12 protein-coding genes and 1 pseudogene are annotated in these 13,438 nt (G+C 76.9%); 5 read left to right on the top strand and 8 right to left on the bottom strand.

Annotation, left to right across the window (positions count from 1 at the left end; genetic code table 11):
* Positions 1 to 40: 40 nt before the first annotated feature.
* The 7 genes from ACWENR_RS25500 to ACWENR_RS25470 form a co-directional block, all read right to left on the bottom strand.
* Positions 41 to 523, bottom strand: a complete 483-nt coding sequence (locus ACWENR_RS25500; RefSeq protein WP_452279485.1) for an SRPBCC family protein — start codon at positions 521 to 523, stop codon at positions 41 to 43.
* Positions 520 to 882: an ArsR/SmtB family transcription factor gene (locus tag ACWENR_RS25495; RefSeq protein WP_452279484.1), complete on the bottom strand. Its 363-nt coding sequence runs from the start codon at positions 880 to 882 to the stop codon at positions 520 to 522. Before ACWENR_RS25495 ends, ACWENR_RS25500 begins: the two co-directional genes overlap by 4 nt.
* Before the next feature lie 53 nt (positions 883 to 935).
* Positions 936 to 3,305 (bottom strand): tetratricopeptide repeat protein, encoded by a 2,370-nt coding sequence (locus ACWENR_RS25490; protein WP_452279483.1) that lies wholly within the window; start codon positions 3,303 to 3,305, stop codon positions 936 to 938.
* Entirely contained in the window at positions 3,302 to 5,065 is a 1,764-nt protein-coding gene (locus ACWENR_RS25485) for an ABC transporter permease (RefSeq protein WP_452279482.1), read from the bottom strand. The genes ACWENR_RS25490 and ACWENR_RS25485 overlap by 4 nt, the downstream gene beginning before the upstream one ends.
* The gene (locus tag ACWENR_RS25480) at positions 5,062 to 6,342 is read right to left on the bottom strand and encodes an extracellular solute-binding protein (protein ID WP_452279481.1); all 1,281 of its coding nucleotides are present in this window, start codon (positions 6,340 to 6,342) and stop codon (positions 5,062 to 5,064) included. The genes ACWENR_RS25485 and ACWENR_RS25480 overlap by 4 nt, the downstream gene beginning before the upstream one ends.
* The gene (locus ACWENR_RS25475; protein ID WP_452279480.1) at positions 6,339 to 6,947 is read right to left on the bottom strand and encodes an ATP-binding cassette domain-containing protein; all 609 of its coding nucleotides are present in this window, start codon (positions 6,945 to 6,947) and stop codon (positions 6,339 to 6,341) included. Before ACWENR_RS25475 ends, ACWENR_RS25480 begins: the two co-directional genes overlap by 4 nt.
* Positions 6,948 to 7,041: 94 nt before the next feature.
* A complete protein-coding gene (locus tag ACWENR_RS25470; RefSeq protein WP_452279479.1) occupies positions 7,042 to 8,055 on the bottom strand; it encodes a helix-turn-helix transcriptional regulator in 1,014 nt (337 codons plus the stop codon).
* A 44-nt stretch (positions 8,056 to 8,099) separates the two neighbouring features.
* Here ACWENR_RS25470 and ACWENR_RS25465 point away from each other — a divergent pair, with 44 nt between their 5' ends.
* Complete coding sequence (locus ACWENR_RS25465) at positions 8,100 to 8,579, top strand: hypothetical protein (protein ID WP_452279478.1); 480 nt, start codon at positions 8,100 to 8,102, stop codon at positions 8,577 to 8,579.
* Positions 8,580 to 8,643: 64 nt separating this feature from the next.
* On the opposite strand, the gene ACWENR_RS25460 is transcribed toward ACWENR_RS25465, so the two are convergent.
* Positions 8,644 to 9,306, bottom strand: coding sequence for a TetR/AcrR family transcriptional regulator (locus ACWENR_RS25460; protein WP_452279477.1), 663 nt, complete (start codon positions 9,304 to 9,306; stop codon positions 8,644 to 8,646).
* Positions 9,307 to 9,418: 112 nt separating this feature from the next.
* On the opposite strand from ACWENR_RS25460, the pseudogene ACWENR_RS25455 reads away from it, so the two are divergent.
* The 4 genes and pseudogenes from ACWENR_RS25455 to ACWENR_RS25440 all read left to right on the top strand — a co-directional run.
* Positions 9,419 to 10,885 (top strand): annotated as a pseudogene (locus ACWENR_RS25455) (flavin-containing monooxygenase); the annotation flags it as partial.
* Positions 10,886 to 10,897: 12 nt separating this feature from the next.
* Positions 10,898 to 11,824: an SDR family NAD(P)-dependent oxidoreductase gene (locus tag ACWENR_RS25450; RefSeq protein WP_452279486.1), complete on the top strand. Its 927-nt coding sequence runs from the start codon at positions 10,898 to 10,900 to the stop codon at positions 11,822 to 11,824.
* Positions 11,821 to 12,747: an alpha/beta fold hydrolase gene (locus ACWENR_RS25445; RefSeq protein WP_452279476.1), complete on the top strand. Its 927-nt coding sequence runs from the start codon at positions 11,821 to 11,823 to the stop codon at positions 12,745 to 12,747. Before ACWENR_RS25450 ends, ACWENR_RS25445 begins: the two co-directional genes overlap by 4 nt.
* Before the next feature lie 61 nt (positions 12,748 to 12,808).
* The coding region (locus ACWENR_RS25440; RefSeq protein WP_452279475.1) for a CapA family protein at positions 12,809 to 13,438 on the top strand (630 nt) is incomplete at its 3' end.

Raw genomic sequence — 13,438 nt, 5'->3', positions numbered from 1 at the left:
CCGCCGGGGCGGTGGCCGGGCCGGGCGGCGGCGCGCCGGGTCAGAGCGACCTGGCGACCTCGACCAGCTGGTCGAGCGCCGCGCCCCAGCCCTCGACGAAGCCCATCTCCTCGTGGGACTTCCTGGCCGCGGCGTCGCCGTGGATCGCCGTGGCGGTGTACCTCGTGCCGGCGCCGACAGGTTCGAGGCTGACGACCGCGGTGAACGGGAAGCCGTCCCCGGCGTGCTGCGGGCGAAAGCCCGCCCCCAGCGCGGAGGTGAAGACCAGCGTCCGGTTCTCCTCGGCCACCAGGACGCAGCCGCTGCTCGGGTACTCCTCGCCCTCCGGCGAGCGCATCACCGTGTCGAACCTGCCGCCCGGCCGCGGGTCGATCTGGCAGGACGAGGTCGACCAGGGCTTCGGGGCGAACCACCGCACGATCAGCTCGGGCGTGGTCCAGGCCTTCCAGACGAGCTCCGGCGCGACGTCGACCGTGCGTTCCAGGACGAGGTCGAGCTTCGGATCCATGTCGTACGCGGTCATTCCTGCTGCTCCTTCAGGTCGTCGAGAAGTGCGTCGAGTTGGTCGAGGCGCCGGGCCCAGAGCGCGCGCCGCTCGGCGAGCCAGGCGTCGACCCGGTCGAGCGGTCCGGGTGCGAGCCGGTAGGTGCGCACCCGCCCCGCCTTCTCCGACGTCACCAGGCCGGCGTGCTCGAGGACGCGCAGGTGCTGGGTGAACGACGGCAGCGCCATGTCGAACGGGCGGGCCAGGTCGCTGGTCGTCGCCGGGCCCTGGCTGAGGCGCTCGACGACCTGGCGACGGGTGGGGTCCGACAGCGCGTGGAACACGTCGTCGAGCCGCGCGCCGGCCTCCCCGCCCTCGTCACCAGATCGCTTAGGCATGCACCTAAGTATTGTGGCCCGGAAGGGGCGGGTCAAGACCTGGGCATCCCCGCTCAGGCGGGCGTGTCGGCGCCGACCAGGCGGGCGTCCGCCGCGGCCTGGCCGTCGGCGTCGCGCGCCTCCTCGCACACGGTGGCCGCGTCCACCCAGTGCCGCCGCGCCTCGGCGGCGTCGCCCAGCGCCGCCGCCGCGTCGCCGAGGTGGAGCAGGGTGCGGCCCAGCCCCGCCGTCGGCCGGTCGTCGCGCAGCCGCCGGCTCTCCGCGAGCATCTCGTACGCCTGCCGCGCCTGACCCGGCGCGGCGGCCAGCAGCACCGCCCCGGCGTTCAGCAGGGCGGCCGGCCGGTTCGACGGATCGGTCACCGACTCGTACTCGCGCAGCGCCGCCCGCCACGACTGCGCCGCGTCGAGGTGCTCGCCCTGCCCGGCGTGCACCAGCACCAGGTTCGTCAGGGCCGCCGCGTAGCCGCGGGCGTCGCCGAGCGCGCGGAACGCGTTCGCCGCCCGCACCAGGTGGTGGTGCGCGGACTCCAGCTCGCCCCGGGCCAGCCGGGCTGCGCCCATCCCGAGGTCGGTCAGCGCGTGCCCGGCCCGGTCCGCGCCGGAGCGGTGCCGCCGCGACAGCTCCAGGTGCTCCACCGCGTCGTCGAGCTGCCCCAGGTCCAGCAGCACCAGGCCGAGGTTCATCCGCGCCTGCGCGGTGCCGCGCCGGCCCCGCTCCGCCACCGCGAGGCTCAGCGCCGTCGCCGCGCCCTGCGGGTCGCCCCGGCGGCGGCGCAGCACGCCCAGCTCGTTGTGCGCCCAGCCGGCGATCTCCGGCCGGTCGTCGGCCGTGGGCGTGGCGAGCACGGTGCGGCACACCTCCTCCCACTCGCCGAGCCGCTCCGCGTGGGCCAGCCAGCCGCACAGCGCCACCGCCAGCCGGAACCACCAGCGGCGCACCCGCCGCGGCAGGGTCTCGGCGGCGCCCGCCGGCACCCGCACCACCGCCAGCAGCAGCTCCTGGTGCAGGTCGAACCAGCCGTACGGGTCGTCGTCCAGGGCCAGGGTGGGCCCCCGGTCCGGCGGCGAGGCGGCCACCGCAAGGCTCGCGGCGTGCCGCTCGGCCCGCCGGGCCAGGTGCCGGGTGAGCCGGGCCTGCGCGGCCACCCGCCGCCGCGCCGGCTCCGCGTCGCGCAGGTGCATCCGGGCGTACGGCGCCAGCAGCGGGCGCACCTCGTAGCGGTCGCCGGGCGCGCCGGCCACGAACCCGCCGGCGGCCAGCTCGTGCAGCAGCGCGGCCACCCGGTCCGGGCGGCGGCCGGGCAGCGCCCCGATCGTCGGCCGGTCCAGGGGCACCGGGCTGAGCGACATCAACCGCCACAGCCGCCGCGCCTCGCCGCCCAGCGCGTGGTAGGCCGTGTCCCGCGCGGTCACCAGCTGGGTCGCCGGGGAGGCGGCCACGTGCTGGTGCGGGGGCGTGTCGACGGCGCGGCGCAGCGCGTCGAGCACGTCGGCGTGCCGCCAGCCGTGCTGCGCCGTACGCCGGCCCAGCTCCGCCACCGTGCGGGGCTGCCGGCCGCACAGCTCGACGACGGCGCGTACGGCCGGGTCGGTGCGGGGGTCGGGTCGGTGCGGCCGGGCGACGGGGGCGGCGGCGCCCGCGGCGGCGAAGAGCTCGACGGCGTCGTCGGCGTCCGGCTCCGCGAGGCCGTGCGCCGCCACGCCCTCCAGCGCGTCCAGCGCGGGCGTGCCGACCAGCAGCAGCCGGCAGGCCCGCGCGGTCGGCGGCAGCAGCGGCCGGACCTGGGCGGGGTCGTCCACGTTGTCCAGTACGACCAGGATCTCCCGGCCGTCGAGCTGCCCCCGCAGCTCGTCGGCGGCGTCGGCGAGGTCGTCGGCGCGGCCCGACGCCGGCGGCCGGGTGCCGAGGATCCGGGCCAGGGCGGTGAGCACCTGCCGGGCGGAGTGCGGCCGGCCGCCCCTGCGCAGGTCGAGATAATACTGACCGTCGGGGAAGTGTTCCCGGCAGAGGTTGGCGGCCTGGACGGCGCAGGCGGAGGTGCCGACGGCCCGCCGGCCGACCACTGCGACCGCGTGCTCCTTCCTGAGCAGGTCGATGATCGCGTCGACGTGCCCGGCCCGCCCGGTGAACCCGGCCGGCCAGGGCAGGTTGGGCGCGCCGGCGGCGGGCGCGGCCTCGACGTCCTCCGGCGTCGTGGCCTGCTGCCGCTGGCGGCGCCACTCCACGATCGTCGCGGCGGCGAGGCCGAGCACGATCACCCCGGCGCTCGCGGAGCCGAGCTGGGCCACGGACAGCTCGGAGAGCAGGTTGCCGGTGACGTTGCCGAGCACCGCGCTGACCGTCCCGCCCACCACGCCGCCGACGGCGAGCAGCAGGCTCAGCCGCCGCGGCCGGCGGGAACGACCGGCCGGCCCGCTCACCGGACGCCCCCGGCGACCAGGCCGGCGACGAGCTGACGGCGGGCCAGCACCACCAGCAGCACCGGCAGGATCGAGGCGATCACCGAACCGGCGGCGAGCTCCCCGCTGTTGGCCACGAAGCCCCGGGCCTGGCCGGCGAGGAACAGCCCCAGCGGCACCGCGCCGGGACCGCTGAACAGCAGGCCCACCACCAGGTCGTTCCACACCTGGACGAACTCCAGCACCGCGACGGCGACCACGGCCGGGCGGTTGTGCCGGGCCAGCAGCCGCAGGGTGTCCCACCAGTGCCGCCCGCCCACCCGGGCCGCCCGCACCTGCTCGGCGGGCAGGTCGGCGAAGGCGTTGCGCAGCACCAGCACGGCGAACGGCACCCCCAGCGCGACGTGCACCAGCGCCAGGCCGCGCGCCGTGCCCGAGGAGAGCGCCACCCCGAGCACCTCGTTGACCGGCCCCGCGATGACCTGCACCGGCACGATGGTGGCGGCCATCAGCAGCAGGCCGGTGCCCTGGGCCGCCGGCCCGGTCAACCAGGCGAGGGGATACGCGGCCAGCAGCGCGACGGCCAGCACCGCCGCCGTCACCACGGTCGCCAGCACCAGCGTGAAGCCCAGCGTCCGCCACAGCTCGACGCCGGTGACCAGCTCCCGGTAGGAGGAGAGGCTCGGCGGGCTCGCCCACCAGCCCCGGGCCGCCGCGTCGACCTTGCCGTGCAGCGAGGTCGCGAGGAGCACCCCCAGCGGCACCAGCCAGGCGATCGCGGCGCCCGCGACCAGCAGCCGCGTCGACCGGCGCGGCGCCGGCGTCGCCGGGTCGGGCCCGACGGGCGCGGGGTCCCGGGGCGGCGGCCACGCCTGCCGTACGAACAGCGCCGCGACCAGCATTCCGGCGGCGACCGCCACCAGCCAGACCACGCCGAGCGCGGCGCCCTCGCCGGTGGTGGCGCCGTTCGAGGTCTGCCAGACCCGCAGCGCCAGCACCGACGCCTCGTCGCGCACCGAGCCCGGCGCCAGCACGAGGATCAGGTCGAACGTGCGGGCCGTGCCGAGCGCCACCAGGGTGAAGACCACGGCGACCGTACGCAGCAGCAGCGGCCGCCACTGCGCGTCCCACAGCACGTCGCGGCGGTTGCCGCCGTAGGCGCGGACCGCGTCGGCGAGGCTCGGCGGCACGGCGTCGAGGGCGGCCCGGAACACCAGCACCGCCAGCCCGACCCACGCCCACACGAACGCCGACATCAGCGCCACCGTGACCAGGCCGGGGCCGAGCAGGTGCGGCGCGTCCGCCGCCGACCGCCCGGTCAGCCTCGCGGCGACCAGCGTGGCCAGCCCGCGCCCCGGGTCCGGGTCGTACATGAGCCGGAAGGTGACCCCGGTGACCACCAGGGGCAGCGCCGTCGGCACCACCAGGATCAGCCGGACCAGCCCGCCCTCCTGGGAGCGGCGCGAGGCGGCGGCGAGCAGGTAGCCCAGCACGGTCACCACCGCGGGCACGACCAGCGCCCAGAGCAGCGTGCGCCCCACCACCGCGCCGGTGCCGGGCGCGGCCAGCGCGGTGCGGTAGTGCTCCGCGCCGACCCACCGGCCGTCGGTGGTGACGCTGGCGTGCACCGTACGCAGCACCGGCCACGCCACCAGCCCACCGAGCAGCAGCAGGGCGGGCAGCAGCAGCGCCGAGGTGGCCCCGGCCGCCGGGTAGGCGCGCCCGCGTCGGGGCGGCCCGACGTCGTCGAGGACCGCCAGCTCGCCCAGGACCCGGCTCACCGCCCGCCTCCCGCCGAGCGGGCCGCCGCCGCCAGTTGGCCGGTGGCCCGGCGGGCCGCCTCCAGGGCGGAGACCCCGCCGGTGACGTCGGCGAAGAAGTCCTGCATGATCCGCCAGATGCCGACGCCGTCGGAGCCGGTGAACGGGCCGGGCAGCCGGTCGGAGAGGTCGAAGCGCACCCTCTCCGCGGTGCGCAGCTCGGCGGCGAGGCGGCGGCGGACCGGGTCGCGGTAGTCGGCCAGCGGCACGGAGACGTTGGGGGAGAGGTAGCCGCCGGCGCGCAGCCACGGCGCGAACGCGGACCCGTCGCTGAGCCAGCGCACCAGCTCCGGGCCCCGGCCGGAGCCGGCGAACGCCACGGCCGCGTCGCCGCCGACGATCAGCGGGCCGCCGGCCACCCGCGCGCCGGGGAACCGGAACGTCTCCGGCGGCTCGGGCCCCCGCCGGAACGTGCCGCCGATGTCGTCGACGAAGTCGGCCTCGAAGAGCATCGTGGCCCGCCGGTGGTGGACCAGTTGGATCACCGACTCCTCGTACTGGGTGAGCAGGGCGCGCCGGCCGCCGCCGGGGAACGCGCCGTCGACGCTCCACAACTCGGCGAGTCGATCCAGCGCGGCGCGCACCGACCCGGCCCGCCAGTCGGCCTCGCCGTGGGCCAACGCCTCGTAGAAGCCGGGCGGCGCCACGTCGGCGAGGACGTTCTCGAACCAGTCGGTGAGCACCCAGCCGTCGGCGGCGCCCACGGCCAGCGGCGCCGGCCCGTCGCCGGACCGGGCCCGCGCGCCCAGCCGGCGGGTGAGCGTGACCAGCTGGTCCCAGGTGCGCGGCGGCTCGGGCAGCATCGACGGGAAGTACCAGAACAGCGACTTGTGCGCCGCCTTCACCCAGACGCCGTAGCGCCGCCCGTCGGCGGAGAGCAGGTCGGTCATGCCGGGCGGGAGGGCGTAGCTGGCGGCCGGGCTGAGCTCCCGCAGCCAGCCGCGCCGGGCGTACTCCACGACCAGGCCGGAGCGGGGCAGGATCGCCACGTCGGGGCTGGTGCCGGCGAGCTGGCGGGCGCGCAGGAACGCGTCGATGTCGTTGCCGGCGCTGATCACCTGCACGCCCGCGCCGTAGCCGGCCACCACCTCGCGGAACCGGGCCAGCTCGCCGCCGCTCCAGACCACCGCGACCTGCACCGCCGGCTCCGCCCGGGAACAACCGGCGACGGCGGTCGCGCCGGCCGCCGCGGCGCCCCGCAGCAGGGTGCGGCGGCGCAGCCGCCCCGCCGGGGTCACCTGGTCACCTCGGCGGCGACCGGCACGTCGGTCAGGGCGCCCGGATCGGCCGTGCAGACCAGCAGGGCCGCGCCCGGGGTGCCCGGCGGGGACAGCCGCCCCACCAGTTCGGTGAGCCGCCCGCCGCCGCCCGCCCCGGTCGGCAGGTCGATCACGAGCACCTCGGGCAGGCAGGCGACCGCCCTGGCCAGCGCCACCCGGAACCGCTGCGCCTCCGACAGCAGGTGCGGCCGCAGCGCCAGGGTCGGTGCCAGCTCCAGCCGGTCGACCACCGTGGCCGTCCAGTCGTCGGCGACCTCCCGCACCCGCTCCCGCCGGCGCTGGCCGTAGGCGATGTTGCGGCGCACGGTCAGGTGGGGCAGCAGCGCGCCGCCGGCCGGGACGTAGGCGATCCGCCGGCGCGGCGGCGGCAGGGCGGTGACGTCCCGCCCGCCGACCAGCACCTGGCCGGCGAGCGGCGCGGCGAGCCCGGCGACCACCCGGGCGACGGCGGTGCCGAGGGGCGGGTCGGCCACCAGCGCGGCCGAGGCGCCGGCGGCGACGTCGAGGGTCACCGGCGCGGCGCCGGGCACGGCGACGAGTTCGCACAGTCGTAACGTGGCCATCACCTCCGGTGACCCGGGCAGTCGCCCCCAGGGTGGCACAACGGGACGACACGTGGTGTCCCCGGCGGCCTCCCCTGTGGAGTCGCGGCGGTGCTCAGGCCGGCCGCCGCCCACCGCCTCCGGGGCCGCTCCGGCGCGCGGCGTAGAGGTCGGCCAGGTCGGCGGCGGTGGCGGCGAGCCGCTCGCGCAGCGCGGCCGGGGCCAGCACCTCCACGTCGGCGCCGAGCCGCAGCAGGTCGCCGTGGGCGTGGGTGAGCGACTCGATCGGGATGACGGCGGTCACCCAGCCGGCGTCGTCGGGCGGCCCGGCGGTCCGGTCGACCGAGGCCGCCACCAGCTCGCTGGCGACCTCCCGCAGCCGCTCGCGGCCGCGCGGGGAGAGCCGCACCGTCGCGTCGTCGCGGTGCAGGTGGGCCCGGAACCGCGCCACGTGCCCGCGCCACCAGGCGGGCAGGTCGAACCCCGCCGGCCGGGTGAACTCCTCGTCCATCGTGGTCAGCGACAGGACCTGGTTGACCCGGTAGGTGGCGGGCTCGTCGCGCCCGGGCCGGCCGGCGACCACGTACCACCGGCCGCCCTTGAGGACCAGGCCGTAGGGCTCCAGCACCCGGTCGACCTCCCCGGCCCAGCTGCGGTAGCGCACGGCCACCCGCCGCTGCCGCCAGACCGCCTCCGCCACCCGGGCCAGGTGGGGCGAGGCGTCGCCGTCGGCGTACCAGCCGGGGGTGTCCAGGTGGAAGCGTTCCTGGATCCGCGCGGCGCGGTCGGCCAGCTCGGGCGGCAGGGCGGCGTGCAGCTTGAGCTGGAGCGCGGCGACGGCCGCCCCGTAGCCCAGCTCGGCGGCGGGCCCGGGCAGCCCGGCGAGGAAGAGCCGCTCCGCCTCCTGCGCGGTCAGCCCGGTCAGCCGCGTCCGCCAGCCCTCGACGAGCCGGTAGCCGCCCGCGTGCCCGGCCTCGCCGTAGAGCGGGATGCCGGCGGCGTGCAGCGACTCGACGTCGCGGTAGACGGTGCGGGTGGACACCTCCAGCCGCTCGGCGAGCTGCGCGGCGGTCATCCGCCCGTGCGCCTGGAGCAGCATCAGCAGGGAGATGAGTCGACTGGCCCGCACTTCGCTGACACTAGCTGTCAGTGGAGCGTCCGTACCGTCCCGGCATGGCATTTCGCGACAAGGAACTGCGGGTGCCGGGGCCTCTCACGGTCGCCGGCCGGCAACTCAAGCGCTACCACGTCGACCAGCCGCAGCGGCGGATCTCCCCGGAGGTGGAGCGGGCCGCGTACGCGGTGCTGCCCCGCCTGCTGCCGGACCGCGCCGGCGACGACACCCCGGCGGCCGGCTGGGTCGTGCTGCACCGGGGCGCCGACACGGGGGCGTACCTGCTGGCGTACAGCTGGGTCTGGGACAACGTCGTCGAGATCCGGATCGCGGCGGCCGGCCAGCCCGCCCTGAACTGCCCGGACGACGACCCGACGCGCTTCGTGGAGCTGGACCGCCCGTGGGCGGGCTGCGTCTGGGAGCTGGCCGTGCTGGAGCACGAGCGGGCCGCCTGGGCCCGGCACGTGCTGGCCCCGGAGCGTCCCGACCTGGCCGGCTGGCTCGCCGACACCCGCCCCGAGGGGCCGGTGGGACGCTGATGGGCGACTTCGACTGCCAGCGAAGGTCGGCTCGCGCCACCTGACCCGGCCGACCGAGGCCGGGTCAGGCCGGCGGGGGAGCGGTGCTGCGGTAGATCGCCGCCAGCCAGACGTCGAGCAGCACGTCGACCACGTCCCGCTCGGCCACGGCCGGCCCGTCGCCGGCGAACGTGGCGTACCAGACGCGCTCGTTCATCGAGTTCAGCGCGATGGCCAGGTCGCGGGCCGGTACGCCGTCGGGGGCCGCGCCCCGGCGGCGCTCGGCCTCGACGGCGGTCTCGATGGCGTGCACCCAGCGTTCCAGCACGCTCGCCCAGAGCCGGCGCACCTCGGCGTTGGTGCCGCGCACCTGGGCGCAGGCCAGCACCACGGCCCGGTGCGCGCCGAACGTCTCGTGGAACCGGTGGATCAGCTCCCGCCACCGCGCCCGCGGGTCCTCGGCGAGCCGCTCCAGCACGTCGCCGGCGGCGGCGTCGGCCTCCTCGGTGACCCGGTCGAGCAGCGTCAGCAGCACCGCGTCCTTGGACGGGAAGTAGAAGTAGAAGGTGGGCCGGGAGATGCCCGCGCCGCGCGCCAGGTCGTCGACCGAGATGTCGGCGACCGCCCGCTGCCGCAGCAGCCGCTCGGCGGTGGCGAGGATGGCCAGCTCACGTTCGTCCCCGGCCGAGCGCGCCGCGCGCCGTCCGCGCGCGGTGGCGTTGCCGGCGGCCGTACGGGCGGGCGTCATGGCCGCTGACTCTACACCGGATCAACACCCTGTCGACGGCACTCGACAGGGTGTTGACTGGCGTCGAGGGCCGTGGATAGTGTCCGGTGTCACACGGCGGACGGGAGACGAGATGGCCACCGACCACGTCGACGTGCTCATCGTCGGCGCCGGCCTGTCCGGCGTCGGCGCCGCCTGCCACCTGCGCCGCGAGTGTCCGGAGAAGACGTACGCGGTGCTGGAGGCCCGCGACGCGATCGGCGGCACCTGGGACCTGTTCCGCTACCCCGGCGTCCGGTCCGACTCCGACATGTTCACCCTCGGCTACTCGTTCCGGCCGTGGACGGACCCGAAGGCCATCGCCGACGGCGACGCCATCCGCGACTACGTGCGCCGCACCGCCCGGGAGTACGGCGTCACCGACCACGTCCGCTTCCGGCACCGCGTCGTACGCGCCGAGTGGGACGGTCAGCGGGCCCGCTGGACGGTGCGCGCCCACCGCGACGACACCGGCGAGACGGTCGAGCTGACCTGCTCGTTCCTGTTCACCTGTTCCGGCTACTACCGTTACGACGCCGGCTACGCCCCGCGGTTCCCCGGCACCGAGCGGTACGCGGGGCGGATCGTGCACCCGCAGCACTGGCCGGAGGACCTCGACCACACCGGCAAGCGGGTGGTGGTGATCGGCAGCGGCGCCACCGCGGTGACCCTGGTGCCGGCGATGGCCGAGCGGGCCGCCCACGTCACCATGCTCCAGCGCTCGCCCACGTACGTCCTGGCGCTGCCCTCGCGCGACGTGCTCGCCGACGCGCTGCGGCGCTGGCTGCCGGCGAAGGCCGCGTATCCGGTGGTGCGCTGGAAGAACGTCCTGCTCTCCACCGCCAACTTCCAGCTCAGCCGGCGCGCCCCCGCCCTGGTCAAGCGGCTGCTGCTGCGCGCCGCCCGGGGCCGGCTGCCGGCCGGCTACGACGTCGACCGGCACTTCTCGCCCCGCTACGACCCCTGGGACCAGCGGCTGTGCGTGGTGCCCGACGGCGACCTGTTCACCGCGTTGCGGACGGGCCGGGCGTCGGTGGTCACCGACACCGTCGACACCTTCACCGAACGCGGCGTCCGGCTCTCCTCCGGCGCGGAGCTGGCGGCGGACGTCGTGGTCACCGCCACCGGGCTCAACCTGCTCGCCCTCGGCGGCATGACCCTGGCCGTCGACGGCGCCGAGGTGGACCTGGCCGGCACCGTCGCCTACAAGGGCATGATGCTCTCCGGGGTGCCGAACTTCGCGATGACCATCGGCTACACCAACGCCTCGTGGACGCTCAAGGCCGACCTGGTCGCCGGCTACGTCTGCCGGCTGCTGCGCCACCTCGACCGCACCGGCCAGCAGGTCGTCACCCCGCTGCCGCCGCCCGACGGCGAGCTGTCGCCGATCATCGACCTGACCGCCGGGTACGTGCTGCGCAGCGTCGACGCGCTGCCCAAGCAGGGTGCGCGGGCGCCCTGGCGGCTGCACCAGAACTATCCCCGGGACGTGCTGCTGATGCGGCACGGCCGACTCAGCGACGAAGGCGTGCGGTTCTCCCACGCCGGCACACCGAAAAAAGGAGGACCGTCGGTGCGTAGGTTCGTCTTCACCGGCGGCACGGCCGTCGTCACGGGCGCCGCCAGCGGGATCGGCGAGGCCCTCGCCCACGGGCTGGCCCGCCGGGGCAGCGACCTGGTGCTGCTCGACCGGGACGCGGGGCGGCTCGACGCCGTCGTGGCGGCCCTGCGCGCCGCGTACCCCGACCGGCAGCTCACCACCTACCTGGTCGACCTCGCCGACGCCGCCGCCACCGCGCGGGTGGCCGAGGAGCTGCGGCAGCGGCACCCGGCGGTCCGGCTGCTGGTCAACAACGCCGGGGTGGCCCTGGGCGGCCGGTTCGACCAGGTGACCCTCGACGAGTTCAGCTGGGTCGTCGACGTCAACTTCCGGGCGGTGGTGCAGCTGACCCACGCGCTGCTGCCCACCCTGCGGGCGGAGCCCGGCGCGCACCTGGTCAACGTCTCCAGCCTCTTCGGGATCATCGCCCCGGCCGGGCAGACGGCCTACGCGGCCAGCAAGTTCGCCGTCCGGGGCTTCACCGAGGCGCTGCGCCAGGAGCTGGCCGAGGACGGGATCGGGGTGACATCGGTGCATCCGGGCGGCATCCGCACCCGCATCGCGTCGAACGCCCGCGTGGGCAGCGGCGTCTCTCCGCAGGAGTTCGAGACCGGTCGCCGGCAGTTCGAGAAGCTGCTCACGATCGACCCCGCCAAGGCCGCCGAGGTGATCCTGCGCGGGGTGGAACGCCGCCGGGGCCGGGTGCTGATCGGCTGGTCGGCGAAGCTGCCCGACCTGCTGGCCCGGGTGGCGCCGGCGGCGTACCCCCGGATCCTCGCCTTCGGGCTCAACCGGATGGCGGGCGGCCCCGCCCGCCGCGCCACGGCCGCGCCGCCCGCCCCGACGCAACGGCAACCCGAGTCGGCCCCCGCGGCCGACCCGGCCGGGGAGCCGGCGTGACCGCCCCGGCCGCGCGCCGGCCCCGGCACGTCACCGTCGACGGCCGGCGCGTGTGCCACCGCGTCGACGGCGACGGGCCGCCGGTGGTGCTGCTGCACGGCATCGGCCGCAGCATGCACGACTTCACCGAGCTGCACGAGCGGCTCGCCGACCGGTTCCGGGTGCACAGCGTCGACCTGCCCGGCTACGGCGGGTCGCTGCCGATGGCCCGGCCCTGCACCCTGCCGGCCCTGGCGGAGTTCGTCGGCCGCTACCTCGACGTCGTCGGCGTCGACCGCCCGGCGCACCTGGTCGGCAACTCCCTCGGCGGCGCGGTCGCCATGCGCCTCGCGGCGTCCGAGCCGGGTCGGGCGGCCACCCTGACGCTGGTCAACAGCGCCGGCTTCGGCCGGGAGGTGACCATGGCGCTCCGGCTGCTCGCCCTGCGCCCGCTGGGGCGGCTGATGCTGCGGCCCAGCCGGTGGGCCGCCCGGCGCGTCGTGCTGTCGCTCTTCCACGACCCGGCCTTCGCCACCGCCGACCGCGTGGCGCACGCGCTGGAGGTCGCCCGCCTGCCGTACACGGCCCGGGTGATGCTGGAGACCGCCCACCACCTCGGCACCTTCCGGGGCGTCAGCCCGCAGTGGCGGGAGGAGCTGCTGGGCGAGGTGGAGCGCCTCGACATCCCCACCTTCGTCGTGTGGGGCGACCGGGACCTCATCCTCCCGGCGGCGCACCTCGACGCCGCCCGGGCGCGGCTGCCCAGGGCCCGCACCCACCTGTTCCGCGACTGCGGGCACATGCCGCAGATCGAGTGCGCCGACGAGTTCCACCGCCTGCTCGTCGACTTCTGGTCCACGGCGGGACCGGACGCGGCCGTGTCGTCCGGCGGCGGCGCGTCGGCGGACGGCGACGCCGAGCCGGCGGTCGCGGAGGCCGGCTGACGATCGGCCCTCGGACGACCGTTCCCAGGTGAGGGGGCGGCCCGACGGGGAAAGCCCTCGAATGCCCGACCTGGCCCTCTTCCTCGGCGGCGACGTGATGACCGGCCGGGGCGTGGACGTGATCCTGCCCGCGGCGGGCCCGCCCGAGCTGCGCGAGCCGGCCGTCCGGGACGCGCGGGGCTACGTCGACCTGGCCGAGGCCGCCGCCGGCCCCGTCCCGCGACCCGCGCCGCCGCACTGGCCGTGGGGCGAGGCGCTCGCCCTGCTCGACGCGCTGCGTCCGGACGTGCGGGTGGTCAACCTGGAGACCGCGGTGACCGGCCGGGGCGAGCACGCCCCGGCCAAGGCCATCCACTACCGGATGCACCCGGGAAACCTGCCCTGCCTCACCGCGGCCCGGCTCGACGTCTGCGCGCTGGCGAACAACCACAGCCTCGACTTCGGGGCGGTCGGGCTCACCGACACCCTCGACGCGCTGACCGGCGCCGGCATCGGCACCGCCGGCGCCGGGCGGGACGCCCCGTCGGCCTGGGCGCCCGCCCGGGTGCCCCTCGCCGGGGGCCGCCGCCTGCTGGTCTGGTCGGTGGGTGCCGGGAGAACTCCGGTGCGGTGGCGGAACCCGTGGCGGAGATCCCCTCGCGCCGCAGCACGGTGCGTACGGTCGCGGCCAGGATCGACAGGTCGAGGCGCA

The organism is Micromonospora sp. NPDC004336 (genome assembly GCF_053602615.1).
This window is presented reverse-complemented; position numbering and strand designations above follow the sequence as displayed.